Annotated in this window: 19 protein-coding genes; 17 read left to right on the forward strand and 2 right to left on the reverse strand. The window is 44.0% G+C overall.

Features of this window, described 5'->3' with window-relative positions:
- The first annotated feature begins 1 nt into the window (after nucleotide 1).
- From V470_01145 to pflA, 7 genes are all read left to right on the forward strand, one after another.
- Nucleotides 2-658 carry a ribulose-phosphate 3-epimerase gene (locus V470_01145; protein AHZ47059.1) on the forward strand — a complete coding sequence of 219 codons (657 nt, stop codon included), beginning with the start codon at nucleotides 2-4 and terminating at the stop codon, nucleotides 656-658.
- Nucleotides 621-1,283, forward strand: coding sequence for a thiamine pyrophosphokinase (locus V470_01150; protein ID AHZ47060.1), 663 nt, complete (start codon nucleotides 621-623; stop codon nucleotides 1,281-1,283). The genes V470_01145 and V470_01150 overlap by 38 nt, the downstream gene beginning before the upstream one ends.
- Before the next feature lies 1 nt (nucleotide 1,284).
- A complete protein-coding gene (locus V470_01155) occupies nucleotides 1,285-2,541 on the forward strand; it encodes a recombinase RmuC (GenBank protein ID AHZ47061.1) in 1,257 nt (418 codons plus the stop codon).
- A complete protein-coding gene (locus tag V470_01160) occupies nucleotides 2,531-3,472 on the forward strand; it encodes a 3'-5' exonuclease (GenBank protein ID AHZ47062.1) in 942 nt (313 codons plus the stop codon). Before V470_01155 ends, V470_01160 begins: the two co-directional genes overlap by 11 nt.
- A 104-nt stretch (nucleotides 3,473-3,576) precedes the next feature.
- The gene (locus V470_01165) at nucleotides 3,577-4,404 is read left to right on the forward strand and encodes a purine operon repressor (protein AHZ47063.1); all 828 of its coding nucleotides are present in this window, start codon (nucleotides 3,577-3,579) and stop codon (nucleotides 4,402-4,404) included.
- Nucleotides 4,405-4,470: 66 nt separating this feature from the next.
- Nucleotides 4,471-5,727, forward strand: coding sequence for a diaminopimelate decarboxylase (locus tag V470_01170; protein AHZ47064.1), 1,257 nt, complete (start codon nucleotides 4,471-4,473; stop codon nucleotides 5,725-5,727).
- 121 nt (nucleotides 5,728-5,848) lie between these two features.
- Nucleotides 5,849-6,643, forward strand: a complete 795-nt coding sequence (gene pflA / locus V470_01175; GenBank protein ID AHZ47065.1) for a pyruvate formate lyase-activating enzyme 1 — start codon at nucleotides 5,849-5,851, stop codon at nucleotides 6,641-6,643.
- A 71-nt stretch (nucleotides 6,644-6,714) separates the two neighbouring features.
- Here pflA and V470_01180 read toward each other — a convergent pair whose 3' ends face one another.
- Together V470_01180 and V470_01185 are read right to left on the reverse strand one after the other, a co-directional pair.
- Nucleotides 6,715-7,644: a membrane protein gene (locus tag V470_01180; protein ID AHZ47066.1), complete on the reverse strand. Its 930-nt coding sequence runs from the start codon at nucleotides 7,642-7,644 to the stop codon at nucleotides 6,715-6,717.
- A gap of 77 nt (nucleotides 7,645-7,721) precedes the next feature.
- Nucleotides 7,722-8,000 (reverse strand): acylphosphatase, encoded by a 279-nt coding sequence (locus V470_01185; GenBank protein ID AHZ47067.1) that lies wholly within the window; start codon nucleotides 7,998-8,000, stop codon nucleotides 7,722-7,724.
- A gap of 33 nt (nucleotides 8,001-8,033) precedes the next feature.
- Between V470_01185 and V470_01190 the strand changes: the two genes are divergently transcribed.
- From V470_01190 to V470_01235, 10 genes are all read left to right on the forward strand, one after another.
- A complete protein-coding gene (locus tag V470_01190; GenBank protein ID AHZ47068.1) occupies nucleotides 8,034-8,774 on the forward strand; it encodes an RNA methyltransferase in 741 nt (246 codons plus the stop codon).
- A gap of 54 nt (nucleotides 8,775-8,828) precedes the next feature.
- A complete protein-coding gene (locus tag V470_01195; protein AHZ47069.1) occupies nucleotides 8,829-9,512 on the forward strand; it encodes a membrane protein in 684 nt (227 codons plus the stop codon).
- A gap of 109 nt (nucleotides 9,513-9,621) precedes the next feature.
- On the forward strand, nucleotides 9,622-10,614 hold the full coding sequence (locus tag V470_01200; GenBank protein AHZ47070.1) for an asparagine synthetase AsnA: 993 nt from the start codon (nucleotides 9,622-9,624) through the stop codon (nucleotides 10,612-10,614).
- A 64-nt stretch (nucleotides 10,615-10,678) separates the two neighbouring features.
- Nucleotides 10,679-11,218, forward strand: coding sequence for an rRNA methyltransferase (locus V470_01205; GenBank protein ID AHZ47071.1), 540 nt, complete (start codon nucleotides 10,679-10,681; stop codon nucleotides 11,216-11,218).
- Nucleotides 11,208-11,696 (forward strand): phosphopantetheine adenylyltransferase, encoded by a 489-nt coding sequence (locus V470_01210; GenBank protein ID AHZ47072.1) that lies wholly within the window; start codon nucleotides 11,208-11,210, stop codon nucleotides 11,694-11,696. The genes V470_01205 and V470_01210 overlap by 11 nt, the downstream gene beginning before the upstream one ends.
- Entirely contained in the window at nucleotides 11,680-12,717 is a 1,038-nt protein-coding gene (locus V470_01215) for a peptidase S16 (GenBank protein ID AHZ47073.1), read from the forward strand. Before V470_01210 ends, V470_01215 begins: the two co-directional genes overlap by 17 nt.
- Nucleotides 12,718-13,026: 309 nt before the next feature.
- Complete coding sequence (locus tag V470_01220; GenBank protein AHZ47074.1) at nucleotides 13,027-14,310, forward strand: UDP-N-acetylglucosamine 1-carboxyvinyltransferase; 1,284 nt, start codon at nucleotides 13,027-13,029, stop codon at nucleotides 14,308-14,310.
- Complete coding sequence (locus V470_01225; GenBank protein ID AHZ47075.1) at nucleotides 14,297-14,491, forward strand: DNA-directed RNA polymerase subunit beta; 195 nt, start codon at nucleotides 14,297-14,299, stop codon at nucleotides 14,489-14,491. Before V470_01220 ends, V470_01225 begins: the two co-directional genes overlap by 14 nt.
- 39 nt (nucleotides 14,492-14,530) lie before the next feature.
- Complete coding sequence (locus tag V470_01230) at nucleotides 14,531-15,355, forward strand: DNA-entry nuclease (GenBank protein AHZ47076.1); 825 nt, start codon at nucleotides 14,531-14,533, stop codon at nucleotides 15,353-15,355.
- A 136-nt stretch (nucleotides 15,356-15,491) separates the two neighbouring features.
- Nucleotides 15,492-16,823, forward strand: coding sequence for a hemolysin (locus V470_01235; GenBank protein AHZ47077.1), 1,332 nt, complete (start codon nucleotides 15,492-15,494; stop codon nucleotides 16,821-16,823).
- Nucleotides 16,824-16,825 lie beyond the last annotated feature (2 nt).

Consider the following 16,825-nt stretch of genomic DNA (forward strand, 5'->3'; position numbering starts at 1 on the left):
TATGTCTCAATACAAGATTGCTCCGTCAATTCTGGCAGCAGATTATGCCAACTTTGAACGTGAAATCAAACGCCTAGAAGCAACTGGTGCAGAATATGCCCATATCGATATCATGGATGGTCATTTTGTACCGCAAATCAGTTTTGGTGCAGGTGTGGTTGAAGCTCTTCGTCCACATAGTAAGATGGTCTTTGACTGCCACTTGATGGTAGCTAATCCTGAGCATCATCTAGAAGATTTTGCGCGTGCAGGAGCGGATATCATCAGTATCCATGTAGAAGCAACGCCTCATATCCATGGCGCCCTCCAAAAAATTCGCTCTCTCGGTGTTAAACCTTCGGTTGTTATCAATCCTGGGACACCTATCGAGGCGATCAAGCACGTCCTTCACCTAGTTGACCAAGTCTTAGTCATGACAGTGAACCCTGGATTTGGCGGTCAAGCCTTTCTGCCTGAAACCATGGACAAGGTTCGTGAGTTGGTTTCCCTTCGTGAGGAAAAAGGCTTGGACTTTGAGATTGAAGTCGATGGCGGTATTGATGACCAGACCATTGCTCAAGCCAAAGAAGCTGGTGCAACAGTTTTTGTAGCGGGATCTTATGTCTTTAAGGGAGATGTCAATGAACGAGTGCAAACTCTCAGAAAACAACTGGACTAGGGTTGCTGTTTTTGCCGGCGGAGATCGCGGTCATTATCGGACGGATTTTGATTGCTTTGTCGGTGTGGATCGCGGTTCGCTCTGGGTCTTGGAAGAAGATCTGCCTCTGGCTCTAGCAGTTGGGGATTTTGATTCGGTGACTGCAGACGAACGTCAGTTGATTCATGCACGTGCCCAGCACTTTGTTCAAGCCCAGCCAGAAAAGGATGATACGGATCTGGAACTAGCACTTTTAACGATTTTTGAAAAAAATCCTCAAGGCCAAGTGACCATTTTTGGGGCTTTGGGTGGTCGTATTGATCATATGCTGGCTAATGTCTTTCTGCCTAGCAATCCCAAGTTGGCACCCTATATGCGCCAGATAGCGATTGAGGATGGGCAAAACTTGATTGCCTATTGTCCAGAAGGAACCAGTCAGCTAGAGCCCCGTTCAGACTACGATTATCTAGCCTTTATGCCAGTTCGGGATAGTCAGTTGACCATTATCGGAGCCAAGTACGAGTTGACAGAGGAAAATTTTTTCTTTAAAAAAGTGTACGCTTCTAACGAATATATAGATAGGGAAGTTTCGGTGACTTGCCCAGATGGCTATGTCGTCGTGCTACATAGCAAGGACAGGAGGTAGGATGGAGACTGTATTATTACTATTATTAATTGCCAACCTAGCTGGACTCTTTCTCATTTGGCAAAGGCAGGATAAGCAAGACAAATACCTAGCCAAGAGTTTGGAGGATCAAGCAGACAATCTTTCAGATCAACTGGATTACCGCTTTGAACAAGCCAGACAAGCCAGTCAGCTGGATCAAAAAGATTTGGAAGTGGCTGTCAGTGACCGCTTGCAGGAGGTGCGAATGGAGTTGCACCAAGGCTTGACTCAAGTTAGACAGGAGATGAACGAGAATCTCCTTCAAACCAGAGACAAGACTGACCAACGTCTCCAGGCCCTGCAGGAATCAAATGAGCAACGTTTGGAACAAATGCGCCAGACGGTCGAGGAAAAGCTAGAGAAGACCTTGCAGACGCGCTTGCAGGCTTCCTTCGAGACAGTTTCCAAGCAACTGGAGTCTGTCAATCGTGGTCTTGGAGAGATGCAGACAGTTGCCCGCGACGTCGGTGCCCTCAACAAGGTTCTCTCTGGAACCAAGACGCGAGGGATTCTGGGTGAATTGCAACTGGGGCAAATCATCGAAGACATCATGACCCCTGCCCAGTACGAACGAGAATTTGCAACGGTTGAGAACTCCAGTGAACGAGTAGAGTATGCCATCAAGTTACCTGGCCAAGGCGATCAAGAATATGTCTACTTACCGATTGACTCCAAGTTTCCACTGGCAGATTATTACCGCTTAGAAGAAGCTTATGAAGCAGGCGATAAGGACGAGATTGAACGTTGTCGCAAGTCACTCCTAGCCAGTGTTAAGCGATTTGCCAAGGATATCAAGAGCAAGTATCTGGCGCCGCCTCGAACGACCAATTTTGGAGTCTTGTTTGTTCCAACAGAAGGACTTTACTCAGAAATCGTCCGCAATCCTGTCTTCTTTGATGATTTGAGACGGGAGGAGCAGATTATTGTTGCTGGTCCAAGTACCCTATCAGCCCTGCTTAACTCTCTATCAGTTGGCTTCAAGACTCTCAATATCCAAAAGAGTGCCGACCATATCAGCAAGACTCTTGCCAGCGTCAAGACCGAGTTTGGCAAGTTCGGAGGCATTCTGGTCAAGGCACAAAAGCATCTCCAACATGCCTCTGGCAATATTGATGAATTATTAAACCGTCGTACCACAGCTATCGAGCGGACGCTCCGTCACATTGAGTTATCAGAAGGTGAGCCTGCGCTTGATCTACTCCATTTCCAAGAAGATGAGGAAGAATATGAAGATTAGTCACATGAAAAAAGATGAGCTGTTTGAAGGTTTTTACCTGATTAAGTCAGCTGACCTGAGACAGACGCGTGCTGGGAAAAATTACCTAGCCTTTACCTTCCAAGACGATAGTGGCGAGATTGAAGGGAAACTCTGGGATGCCCAACCTCATAACGTCGAGGCCTTTACCGCAGGGAAAGTGGTCCACATGCAGGGACGTCGAGAAGTTTATAACAACACTCCTCAAGTCAATCAAATTACTCTTCGCTTGCCTCAGCCTGGGGAACCCAATGATCCAGCTGATTTCAAGGTCAAGTCGCCAGTTGATGTCAAGGAAATCCGTGACTACATGTCACAAATGATTTTCAAGATTGAAAATCCTGTCTGGCAGCGTATCGTTCGTAGTCTCTACACCAAGTATGATAAGGAATTCTACTCCTATCCAGCTGCCAAGACCAACCACCATGCCTTTGAGACGGGTTTGGCCTATCATACAGCAACCATGGTGCGCTTAGCAGATGCCATTAGCGAGATCTATCCTCAGCTCAATAAGAGCCTCCTCTATGCGGGAATTATGTTGCATGACTTGGCCAAGGTTATTGAGTTGACGGGACCAGACCAGACGGAGTACACAGTTCGAGGCAATCTCCTTGGGCATATCGCTCTCATCGATAGTGAAATTACCAAGACCGTCATGGAACTAGGCATCGATGATACTAGAGAAGAAGTGGTGTTACTGCGCCATGTCATCCTCAGTCATCATGGCTTGCTAGAGTATGGAAGTCCAGTCCGTCCACGCATTATGGAAGCAGAGATTATCCATATGATTGACAATCTAGATGCCAGCATGATGATGATGTCAACAGCTCTAGCTTTGGTGGACAAAGGAGAGATGACCAATAAAATCTTTGCTATGGACAATCGTTCCTTCTATAAACCAGATTTAGATTAATAATTTAAGAAAAACGAGCATTTTTTACGCAATAATGTTCGTTTTTTTATGTGAATATGGTATAATGGATAAAATATCAAAATTAAATGGAATGGTAAATAAAAATGAAATTAAGAAGAAGTGATCGGATGGTTGTCATTTCCAACTATTTGATTAATAATCCATACAAACTAACCAGTCTCAATACCTTTGCAGAAAAGTACGAATCTGCTAAATCATCGATTTCAGAGGACATCGTGATTATCAAGCGTGCCTTTGAGGAAATCGAAATCGGTCATATTCAGACTGTGACGGGAGCAGGTGGTGGCGTTATCTTTACACCATCAATCTCGAGTCATGAAGCCAAAGAAATGATCGCAGACTTGCGTGACAAACTTTCAGAAAGCGACCGTATCTTGCCAGGTGGCTACATCTACCTGTCTGATTTGCTTAGTACGCCTGCCATTTTGAAAAATATTGGGCGTATCATTGCCAAGAGCTTTATGGACCAAAAAATCGATGCCGTTATGACAGTAGCAACAAAAGGTGTGCCACTCGCAAATGCAGTTGCCAATGTCCTCAACGTTCCATTTGTCATTGTGCGTCGTGACTTGAAAATTACCGAAGGTTCAACGGTCAGCGTCAACTATGTTTCAGGTTCCAGCGGTGACCGTATTGAGAAAATGTTCCTTTCAAAACGCAGCCTCAAGGCAGGCAGTCGTGTCTTGATTGTGGATGACTTCTTGAAAGGCGGCGGAACTGTCAACGGGATGATCAGCCTCTTGCGTGAGTTTGATTCAGAGTTGGCTGGTGTCGCAGTTTTTGCAGACAATGCCCAAGAAGAACGTGAAAAGCAGTTCGATTACAAGTCACTCTTGAAGGTTACCAATATTGATGTTAAGAACCAATCCATCGATGTTGAGATTGGAAATATCTTTGACGAAGACAAATAAGAGATAGAACTAAAGGTTGGAACGATTGTCCCAGCCTTTCTTTGCAAACAGAATAGAAGGATGCTTATGAAAACACCATTTATCAGCCGTGAAGATTTAGAAACAATTGTTGCAGAGTTCCCGACTCCCTTTCATTTGTATGATGAGAAGGGGATTCGTGAAAAAGCAAGAGCCGTCAACCAGGCCTTTTCTTGGAATAAGGGATTCAAAGAATATTTTGCCGTCAAGGCCACTCCAACCCCAGCCATCTTGAAAATCCTCCAAGAGGAAGGTTGTGGTGTGGACTGTTCTAGTTACGTGGAGCTCTTGATGAGCCATAAACTGGATTTCCCCGGTTCTGAAATCATGTTCTCTTCTAACAACACGCCTGACAAGGAATATGCCTATGCGCGTGAATTGGGCGCAACTATTAACTTGGATGCCTTTGAAGATATTGAACATCTGGAGCGAGCGGCAGGCATTCCAGAAATTATCTCTTGTCGTTACAATCCTGGAGGCGTTTTTGAGCTAGGAACAGACATCATGGACAATCCTGGGGAGGCCAAGTTTGGGATGACCAAGGACCAGCTTTTTGAAGCCTTTGCTATTTTGAAGGAAAAAGGAGCCAAGACTTTTGGGATTCACTCTTTCCTAGCATCCAATACTGTCACCCATCTCTACTACCCAGAGTTGGCGCGTCAGCTTTTTGAATTAGCCGTTGAAATCAAGGAAAAGTTGGGTATTTCGCTAGACTTTATCAATCTTTCCGGCGGTATTGGTGTCAACTATCGTCCTGAGCAGGAGCCAAATGACATCGCTGTGATTGGTGAAGGGGTGCGTAAGGTTTATGAGGAAGTTCTTACACCTGCAGGACTTGGTCAGGTTAAGATTTTCACAGAATTAGGCCGCTTTATGTTAGCCCCTCACGGAGCTCTCGTCACAAGAGTCACTCATAAGAAAAAAACTTACCGTACCTATCTAGGTGTTGATGCATCAGCAGTCAACCTCATGCGCCCAGCCATGTATGGAGCCTACCACCATATCACCAATCTGACTCATCCAGATGAACCTGTTGAGGTGGTAGACGTGGTCGGTTCACTCTGTGAAAACAATGATAAATTTGCAGTGAACCGCGAACTACCTCATACAGAAATCGGTGATTTGCTAGTGATTCATGATACAGGTGCACATGGATTCTCCATGGGTTACCAGTACAATGCCAAACTACGCTCGGCAGAAATCCTCTATACCGAAGAAGGAAAAGCCCGCCAAATCCGCCGTGCAGAGCGTCCTGAGGACTATTTTGCAACCTTGTATGGTTTTGATTTTGAATCGGATCAGTAAAAGAAATTGAAAATGAAAGTGAAAAACAGATTGCTTTCTAAAAAATAGACAAAAAAACCTTGTTTTTCACCTTACTCGTGATATAATAAAACTATAAAACGGTTTCAAGGAAGGTGACGATATGTCTGAAGAAACAATTGACTATGGACAAGTGACAGGAATGGTGCATTCGACAGAGAGTTTTGGGGCGGTAGATGGCCCTGGGATTCGGTTTATTGTCTTTTTGCAGGGCTGTCACATGCGTTGCCAGTACTGTCATAACCCCGATACATGGGCTATGGAGACCAATAAATCACGCGAACGGACAGTAGACGATGTCTTGACAGAAGCTCTTCGCTACCGTGGTTTCTGGGGAGACAAGGGAGGAATCACTGTTAGTGGAGGAGAAGCTCTCTTACAGATTGATTTCCTAATTGCCCTCTTTACCAAGGCCAAGGAAAAAGGAATCCACTGTACCTTGGACACCTGTGCCCTTCCATTCCGTAACAAACCACGTTATCTCGAAAAGTTTAATAAACTCATGGCGGTGACAGACTTGGTTCTCCTGGATATCAAGGAAATCAACGAAGAACAGCATAAGATTGTCACAAGCCAAACCAATAAAAACATCTTGGCCTGTGCCCAGTACCTATCAGATATCGGGAAGCCTGTTTGGATTCGCCACGTGCTGGTTCCAGGATTGACAGATAGAGATGAGGATTTGATCGAACTTGGTAAGTTTGTCAAGACCCTCAAAAATGTTGACAAGTTTGAAATCTTGCCTTATCACACGATGGGTGAGTTCAAGTGGCGTGAACTTGGGATTCCTTATTCGCTTGAAGGGGTAAAACCACCAACAGCAGACCGTGTCAAGAATGCCAAGGAATTAATGGATACAGAAAGCTACCAAGACTATATGAAACGTGTTCATGGATAAAAAAGAAGCCTGATGGAGACATCGGGCTTTTGTGATGCAAAAAGGCTTAGCTGAGAGGCTAAGTCTTTTTCTTATTTTCTAGAATGTTGTTTACCAGCATTGCGTTTTTTATGTTTCTTATTAGTCATAATCGCAGTTGCTTGGTTTGGAGTGACATCTTTGCGTCCGCCTCCAGTTGAAAATGAACTTGCTTTTGGTGGATTTTTGGCAAATTCTTCACGAACTTTTTTGCGAAGTTTTGGACGAACGACATAGTTAACGATGAACTGTTGGAGAATCATCATGAAACCACCGACAACCCAGTAAAGGGTCACACTGGCTGGTGCGAAGAAGGAGAAGACGACAATCATGAGTGGGCTCATGTAAATCATTTTCTTGAGCTGTTCTCTTTGCATCTCATCTTCTACTCCATGAAGTGAAAGGAGTGATTGGAGATAGTAGAGGATACCAGCGAAGGCGACAAGGAGCAGACTTGGGGAACCAAGATTGATACCCAAGAAGGTAGAGCTAGCTACACCATCAGTGTATTGGGCTGCAAAGTAGATAGCAGAGAAGAAAGGCATTTGAATGAGGATAGGGAAACATCCTACTCCACCGAACATGCTGATGCCATGTTCTTTCTGAGTATCCCAGAGAGCTTGTTGCGCTTCTAGTTTTTCTTCTTGAGTTGTTGCCTCTTTGAGGCGTTTTTGATGTGGTTCGAGGACGTGTTTGAGGGCATTCATCTTTTCAGAGTGAAGCGTTGCCTTCCATGATTGGTAGATACCAAGTGGCAAGATAATCAAACGCACGATGATGGTTACGATGATGATAGCCACACCAAAGCCTAGACCTTTATCAGTAGCAAAGTACTTGATGGCCTCTGCCATAGGTGCTCCGATGGTATTCCAAATCAATCCTGTGGGTTGTCCTGTTGCTTTGTCTACTTGGACACAGCCTGACAAGACGAGTAGCATAGCCACTCCCATAGCAGAGAGGGCAAAACGTTTAATAGATTTCAATGTTTTCATTCCTTCTTTAAAAATTATACCTTTCTATTCTACTGTTTTTTTGTAAAATATACAATAGTTCTAGAGACCTAATTTGCGACTTTGAAGTCCGAATAGGATGAAAAGTTGCTCATTTGTACATCTAGATAGGTAACTTTTGAAAAAGGTGTCGGACCTTTTCGGATTTCTTGGATAAATTTTGCCATAGTTGCAGAGGAGTCTGCCTGAGCAAGAATTTCCACTGTGCCATCATCGTTATTCCAGACACGACCAGTGATACCACCGATTTCAAGAGCTAAAGTATAAACACCCCAGCGAAAACCAACACCCTGCACCCTGCCTTGGGCAATCATTCTAACCTTTTGCATACCAAACCCCTTTGATTGTGATATAATATTTCTATGACTATTATAACCTCAAAAGCCAATTCTGTGGTAAAAAATGCCAAGAAATTACATCAAAAAAAATATCGAAAGTCTGCTTATTTGATTGAGGGCTGGCACTTGTTTGAAGAAGCTGTTCAAGCAGGAGTGACGATTGAAAAGGTCTTTGCCCTAGAAAGTTACCGAGATCAGCTAGCGGCTTTTCCTCAAACTATCTGGGTTTCAGAGGAGATTTTGCGGGACTTGGCAGATACGCAAACTCCTCAAGGGATTGTTGCAGTGATTCAAAAAGAAGAAGAGGGGCTGCCTGATTTTCGTCAGGGCAAGTATCTATTTTTAGAGGATGTTCAAGATCCTGGTAATGTGGGCACCATGATTCGGACGGCGGATGCGGCAGGTTTTACAGGGGTTATTATTTCAGATAAGTCAGCGGATATCTACAGTTTCAAGACCCTGCGTTCCATGCAAGGAAGTCATTTTCATTTGCCTATCTATCGTATGCCTCTTACCAGCTTTGTAGAAGAGGCAAAGAAGAGCGATTTGCCCATTCTGGCAACGACCTTATCGAGAGAGTCAAAGGATTATCGTGAGCTTTCTTCACTAGAGAACTTTGCTTTAGTCATGGGAAATGAAGGACAGGGGATTAGTTCTGTTATGGCTGAGAGTGCTGATCAGCTGGTTCATATAGGCATGAAAGGCCGAGCAGAAAGTCTCAACGTGGCAGTTGCAGCAGGAATTTTGATGTTTTATTTCAGCTAATTTATAAAATCTTTGTTATAATCAAGACATATTTATAGAAAAAGGAGAATCAGAATGAATCAAACGATTATTCAAGAACGTTCAGGTCTCAATCAATTTTACGCTAAGGTTTATGCCTTTGTGGGACTTGGGATTGGTCTATCAGCTCTCGTGTCAGCTTTGATGTTGACAGTCTTTCAGTCCCAATTGGTCTACTTTTTAATGCATGGCCGTCTCTGGTTGATGATTGCAACTTTTGCAGAACTTGCTCTAGTCTTTGTTGCAAGTAGCATGGCTGCAAAAAATAGCCCAGCAGCTCTCCCAGTATTTTTAGTTTATTCTGTTTTAAATGGATTTACGCTTAGTTTTGTCGTAGCCTTCTATACACCTGGGACCGTCTTATCAGCCTTTGTATCCAGTGCCCTTCTCTTCTTTGTCATGGCGGCAATCGGAATTTTCACTAAGAAAGATTTGAGTGGAATGGGCCGAGCTTTGATGGCGGCGCTTGTTGGTCTCATTATTGCCATGGTTGTAAATCTATTTTTAGCCAATAGTTTCTTTGACTACATGATTAGTATTGCCATGGTCTTGGTTTTCTCAGGTTTGATTGCTTGGGACAACCAAAAGATTCGCTATGTTTATGAGCAGTCACGAGGACAAGTCGCGACAGGCTGGGTCATCTCGATGGCGCTCAGCATCTATCTAGACTTTATCAACCTCTTCCTTAGCATTTTACGAATCTTTGGTCGAAACGATTAATGAATGACAGAGTCAGTGTTCAAAAGAGCACTGACTTTTTCTTATTTACTCTTTTCTTTTCTTGGAAATAGGTGTATAATGCTTTTAACTAATTTTTGAGGAGCTGTTTATGAAGAAAAGTTTTATTCATCAACAAGAAGAAATTTCCTTTGTCAAAAACACTTTTACCCAGTATTTGAAAGATAAGTTAGAAGTTGTTGAAGTTCAAGGTCCTATCTTGAGCAAGGTCGGGGATGGGATGCAGGACAACCTGTCAGGTGTCGAAAATCCAGTATCTGTCAAGGTTTTGCAGATTCCAGATGAAACCTATGAAGTCGTTCACTCACTTGCCAAATGGAAACGCCACACCTTGGCTCGTTTTGGTTTCGGTGAAGGTGAGGGTCTGTTTGTTCACATGAAGGCCCTTCGTCCAGACGAAGATTCGCTCGACGCGACCCACTCAGTTTATGTGGACCAGTGGGACTGGGAGAAGGTTATCCCAAATGGTCAACGCAATATCGCCTATCTCAAAGAAACCGTTGAGAAGATTTACAAGGCTATTCGTCTAACAGAGCTAGCCGTAGAAGCCCGCTATGATATCGAATCCATCTTGCCAAAACAAATCACCTTTATCCATACAGAAGAGTTGGTGGAACGCTATCCAGACTTAACACCGAAAGAGCGTGAAAATGCGATCTGTAAAGAGTTTGGTGCAGTCTTCTTGATTGGTATTGGTGGCGAGTTGCCTGACGGAAAACCTCATGACGGCCGCGCACCTGACTATGATGACTGGACAACAGAGTCTGAAAATGGCTACAAGGGGTTGAATGGCGATATTCTCGTTTGGAACGAATCTCTTGGTTGTGCCTTTGAACTTTCATCAATGGGGATTCGGGTAGATGAGGATACCCTTCGTCGCCAAGTGGCTCTTACAGGAGACGAAGATCGTCTTGAGCTGGAATGGCATAAAGCCTTGCTTAACGGCCTTTTCCCACTGACAATCGGTGGGGGTATCGGACAGTCTCGGATGGCCATGTTCCTTCTTCGTAAGAAACACATCGGAGAGGTTCAGACCAGTGTCTGGCCTCAAGAAGTCCGCGATACGTACGAAAATATTTTGTAGAGAATCGAACCGCAAGGTTCGGTTTTCTTTCTCTTTTTGCCTATAATTTGGTATAATAAACGGTATGAAAATCGTATCAGGAATCTACGGAGGGCGTCCCCTCAAGACGCTAGAAGGCAAGACGACGAGGCCGACATCAGATAAGGTGCGTGGAGCTATCTTTAACATGATAGGTCCCTATTTTGAGGGCGGTCGTGTCTTGGATCTCTATGCTGGCAGTGGTGGTTTATCCATTGAGGCAGTCTCGCGTGGGATGTCCCATGCTGTCTTAGTGGAACGGGATCGAAAGGCACAAGCTATCGTCGCTGCAAATATCCAAATGACCAAGGAAGTTTCCAAATTTCAGCTCTTAAAGATGGAGGCTGAACGGGCCTTGGAGCAAGTGAATGGTCCCTTTGACCTGGTTTTTTTAGACCCTCCCTATGCCAAGGAACAAATCGTTGCAGATATCGAAAAAATGGCAGAAAGAAACCTTTTCTCCGAAGAGGTCATGGTTGTCTGTGAAACCGATAAGTCTGTAGAACTTCCAGAAGAAATCGCCTGCTTAGGCATCTGGAAGGAAAAAATATATGGGATTAGTAAGGTGACAGTCTATGTCAGATAAAATTGGATTATTTACAGGTTCATTTGATCCGATGACAAATGGACATCTGGATATCATTGAACGTGCCAGCAAACTTTTTGATAAGCTCTATGTCGGGGTGTTCTACAATCCCCACAAACAAGGTTTTCTCCCTGTTGAAAACCGCAAACGGGCAGTCGAAAAAGCGGTGGCGCATTTAGATAATGTAGAGGTGCTGGCTTCTCATGACCAACTAGTTATCGATGTTGCAAGAAGACTGGGTGCTAAGACCCTTGTCCGTGGCTTGCGGAATGCCACCGACTTGCAATACGAGTCTAGTTTTGATTACTACAATCATCAACTGGCTCCAGAAATCGAAACCATTTACCTATATAGCCGCCCAGAGCATCTTTATATTAGCTCTTCGGCCGTGAGAGAACTTCTGAAGTTTGGTCAGGAGATTCAGCAATATGTCCCAAACAGTGTTGTGGAGGAATTAGAACATGAAGAAAAAAACTAGATGGCCCTTATATGTCATCCTAGCACTAGTATTGACTTTTTTAGCCTTTGTAGTACCTTTACCTTACTACATAGAAGTTCCGGGTGGAGCGGAGGATATCCGTCGCGTTTTGAAAGTCAATGAAACAGAAGACACAGAAGCAGGAGCTTACCAGTTTGTGACAGTTGGGATTCGACACGCAACCCTATCGCATCTTGTCTATGCTTGGTTAACACCTTTCACAGATATTAGAAGCGCCAAGGAGACTACGGGTGGCTCTACTGATGCAGAGTTTATGCGGATCAATCAGTTCTACATGCAAACTTCTCAAAACATGGCCAAGTATCAAGGATTGAAGACCGCTGGTAAGGATATTGAACTCAAGTATCTGGGAGTTTATGTCTTGACCGTGACGGACAATTCAACTTTTAAGGGCATTCTGAACATTGCAGACACCGTGACGGCTGTTAATGACAAAACATTTGACAGTTCAAAAGACTTGGTCGACTATGTCAATTCTCAACAATTAGGGGATACGGTCAAGGTAACCTATGAAGAAGACGGAAAAGTCAAGTCTGCTGAAGGTAAAATTATCACTCTCGAAAACGGGAAAAACGGGATTGGGATTGGTCTGATTGACCGTACGGAAGTGACCAGTGATGTTCCGATTCGTTTTTCAACAGCTGGTATCGGCGGGCCAAGCGCCGGTCTCATGTTTAGCCTAGCTATTTACACCCAGATAGCAGATCCAGGTCTTCGTAATGGCCGCATCGTTGCGGGAACGGGAACTATTGATCGCGATGGAAATGTTGGCGACATCGGTGGAATTGACAAAAAAGTAGTTGCAGCCTCTCGTCAGGGAGCCAACATCTTTTTTGCTCCTGACAATCCAGTCACCGAGGAAGCAAAAAAAGCAGATCCCAATGCGAAAAGCAACTATGAAACAGCCCTAGAAGCTGCCAAAACGATCAAGACAGAGATGAAAATCGTTCCGGTTAAGACCTTGCAGGATGCGATTGATTACCTTAAAAACAATCCCTAATTCGTAGAAAAATCGAAAACTAGCGCGTAAGCGGATAAGATGGTATAATAGTCAAATGGTTCAATTATTATTCACTCTAAGTAGTCATATACTCTTTATTTATTTGAGTTTTTACCTTTTGAAGGATCTTGTGAGATGGGAAAAGGTTTTAAAAGTGACCGCTACTAACACAAAAAAAGTTCGTTTGTTGGTAGGCTTCTTTAGTATTGTGATGGGCTATATCTTGAGTTCATTCTTTATCAGTTTATACCAACTGTGGCAAGAAGCACTTAGAGGACTATTATAAAATCAAAAGTAAAGGAAACAACTATGGAAAAAATTGTGGTTCAAGGCGGAGATAATCGTCTGGTCGGGAGTGTGACCATCGAGGGAGCAAAGAATGCAGTCTTGCCCTTGTTGGCAGCGACTATTCTAGCAAGCAAGGGTAAGACAGTCTTGCAGAACGTCCCAATCTTGTCAGATGTTTTCACCATGAATCAAGTGGTTCGAGGTCTGAATGCCAAGGTGGACTTTGATGAGGAAGCTCATGTTGTCGAGGTTGATGCGACTGGTGATATAACGGAGGAAGCTCCATACAAGTATGTCAGCAAGATGCGTGCATCGATCGTTGTCTTGGGCCCAATCCTTGCTCGTGTAGGACATGCCAAAGTTTCTATGCCAGGGGGATGTACCATCGGGAGTCGTCCCATCGACCTCCACCTCAAAGGTTTGGAAGCTATGGGGGCAAAGATTACCCAGACAGCTGGTTACATCGAAGCCAAGGCAGAACGCCTGCATGGCGCTCATATCTACATGGACTTCCCAAGTGTTGGCGCAACACAAAACCTCATGATGGCGGCAACTCTAGCTGATGGGGTGACGGTCATTGAAAATGCTGCGCGTGAGCCGGAAATTGTTGACCTCGCTATCCTTCTTAATGAAATGGGAGCCAAGGTCAAGGGAGCTGGTACCGAAACCATCACAGTGACTGGTGTTGAGGAACTCCATGGAACAACTCATAATGTGGTACAGGACCGTATCGAAGCCGGAACCTTTATGGTAGCGGCAGCTATGACCGGTGGCGATGTTCTCGTTCGTGATGCCGTCTGGGAACACAATCGCCCCTTGATTTCAAAACTACTTGAAATGGGTGTTGAAGTGACAGAGGAATCAGAAGGCATCCGTGTTCGTTCTCAACTTGAAAATCTCAAGGCTGTTCATGTAAAAACCTTACCGCACCCAGGATTTCCAACAGATATGCAGGCACAATTTACAGCCCTGATGACAGTCGCAAAAGGGGAATCCACCATGGTGGAAACGGTGTTTGAGAATCGCTTCCAACACTTGGAGGAAATGCGCCGTATGGGCTTGCATTCAGAGATTATCCGTGACACAGCTCGTATTGTTGGGGGACAGGCTTTACAGGGGGCAGAAGTTCTATCAACGGATCTTCGCGCTAGTGCTGCTTTGATTTTGACAGGTCTGGTGGCGCAAGGAGAAACAGTTGTCGGTAAGTTAGTCCACCTTGATAGAGGTTACTACCGTTTCCATGAGAAATTGGCTCAGCTAGGAGCGAAGATTCAGCGAATCGAGGCAAATGATGAAGAAGAATAAAAACTTACGCTATGTACTCCGTCGTTTACTGTTGATTTTTATCGTACTATTGCTAGGCTTCCTGGCTTTAGGAATCGGCTTGATGGTTGGTTATGGCATCCTAGGAAAGGGACAGGATCCATGGGCAATCTTGTCTCCAGCAAAGTGGCAGGAATTGATTAGCAAATTTACAGGAAATTAGACTGGGAGACCAGTCTTTTTCTAAAGAATAAGGAGAAAAATGGACAAAAAAACAAGACAAGCTCTGATAGGGTTACTTCTATTCTTACTCTTGGCTGCTGGAAGCTACTACATCAAGCAGATGCAGTCAGCACCAAATAGCCCTAGAACCAAGATTAGTCAGAAAAAACAAGCTTCAGAAGCTCCCAGTCAGGAGCTGGCTGAAAGTGTCTTAACTGAGTCAATCAAAAACCAAATCAAGGGTAATCTTGAGTGGAATGGAGCAGGGGCCTTCATTGTCAATGGCAATAAAACCAATCTAGATGCCAAGGTTTCTAGCAAACCCTATGCGGATAATAAGACAAAGACAGTGGGAAAAGAAACAGTCCCGACTGTTGCCAATGCCATCTTATCCAAAGCGACTCGGCAGTATAAGAATCGTGAAGAGACTGGAAATGGATCAACCTCTTGGACGCCACCAGGATGGCATCAGGTCAAGAATCTAAAGGGAGCCTACACACATGCAGTTGATAGAGGACACCTGCTGGGCTATGCCTTGATAGGTGGATTGGATGGTTTTGATGCCTCTACCAGCAATCCCAAGAACATTGCAGTTCAGACAGCTTGGGCAAACCAAGCACAGGCTGAGGATTCGACAGGCCAGAACTACTATGAGAGTCTAGTCAGAAAAGCCTTGGACCAAAATAAGAGGGTCCGTTATCGCGTGACACTCCACTATGCGACAAATGAGGATCTAGTTCCATCCGCTTCACAAATTGAAGCCAAATCTTCAGATGGCGAATTGGAGTTCAATGTCCTAATCCCCAATGTTCAAAAGGGAATCCAGCTTGACTATCGAACAGGTCAAGTGACAGTGACGGATTAGAAACAATGGATACTATATAAAACAGCTCCTTTGTCTCCTAGAGGCAGGGGAGTTGTTCTTTAAATGAAAAATAATGTGAATCCTGATCGATTTTATGATATAATGGAACACAAGATACTATTTTAGGAGAAGGACTATGGAAGACCCGAGCAGTCAGAATTTGTTGCTACAGTTTGTATTGTTATTTATCTTGACCCTGTTAAATGCTTTTTTCTCAGCCACTGAAATGGCGATGGTGTCACTAAACCGTTCCCGAGTGGAGCAAAAGGCAGAAGAGGGAGACAAACGTTACATTCGTTTGTTAAAGGTACTTGAAAATCCTAACCACTTTTTATCAACCATTCAAGTCGGTATCACCTTAATCACGATCTTATCAGGGGCAAAATTGGCAGATACACTTGGACAAGTAATTGCCTCTTGGATGGGGAATGGAGAAACAGCTTATGCCATTGCAAGTTTCCTCTCTTTGGCATTCTTGACCTACATCTCTATTGTTTTTGGTGAACTCTATCCTAAACGGGTTGCCCTTAATCTAAAAGATGCCTTAGCCATTCGCTCTGTTCCGATTATCATTGGGCTTGGGAAGATTGTCAGTCCCTTTGTCTGGTTGTTATCTGCTTCAACCAATCTCTTGAGTCGTTTAACGCCAATGACCTTTGATGATGCGGATGAAAAAATGACTCGAGATGAAATTGAGTACATGTTGACCAAAAGTGAGGAAACTTTGGATGCAGACGAAATCGAGATGTTACAAGGGATCTTCTCTTTAGATGAGCTGATGGCGAGAGAAGTCATGGTTCCTCGGACAGATGCCTTTATGGTGGATATTCAGGATGATAGTCAAACCATTATCCAAAGTATTCTAAAGCAAAATTTCTCACGTATCCCTGTTTATGATGGGGATAAGGACAATGTGATTGGTTTGATTCATACCAAGCGTTTGCTAAACGCTGCCTATGCAGATGGCTTTGAAAATATTGTCTGGAAGAAGATCTTACAAGATCCACTCTTTGTTCCTGAAACTATTTTTGTGGATGACTTGCTAAAAGAATTGCGAAATACCCAAAGACAAATGGCCATTTTGCTCGATGAATATGGTGGTATGGCTGGACTGGTCACACTGGAAGACCTGCTGGAGGAGATTGTCGGAGAAATTGACGATGAGACAGACCGAGCAGAAATCGAAGTCCATCAAATCGGTGAGGACACCTATATTGTACAGGGAACCATGAATCTTAACGACTTCAATAACTACTTTGGTGTCGAACTAGAAAGCGATGATGTGGATACCATCGCCGGTTATTATTTGACGGGTGTTGGTACGATTCCAACAACTGAAAAAATCAGTTATGAACTGGTCAGTCAAAACAAGCAAATCGTCCTGACCAACGATAAGGTGAAAAATGGACGTGTTACCAAGGTAAAAGTTCAAATCACAGAACTAGAACTTGAAGAAGAAACAGAATAAAG

This window comes from Streptococcus sp. VT 162 (assembly GCA_000688775.2).
Taxonomy (GTDB): Bacteria; Bacillota; Bacilli; order Lactobacillales; family Streptococcaceae; genus Streptococcus.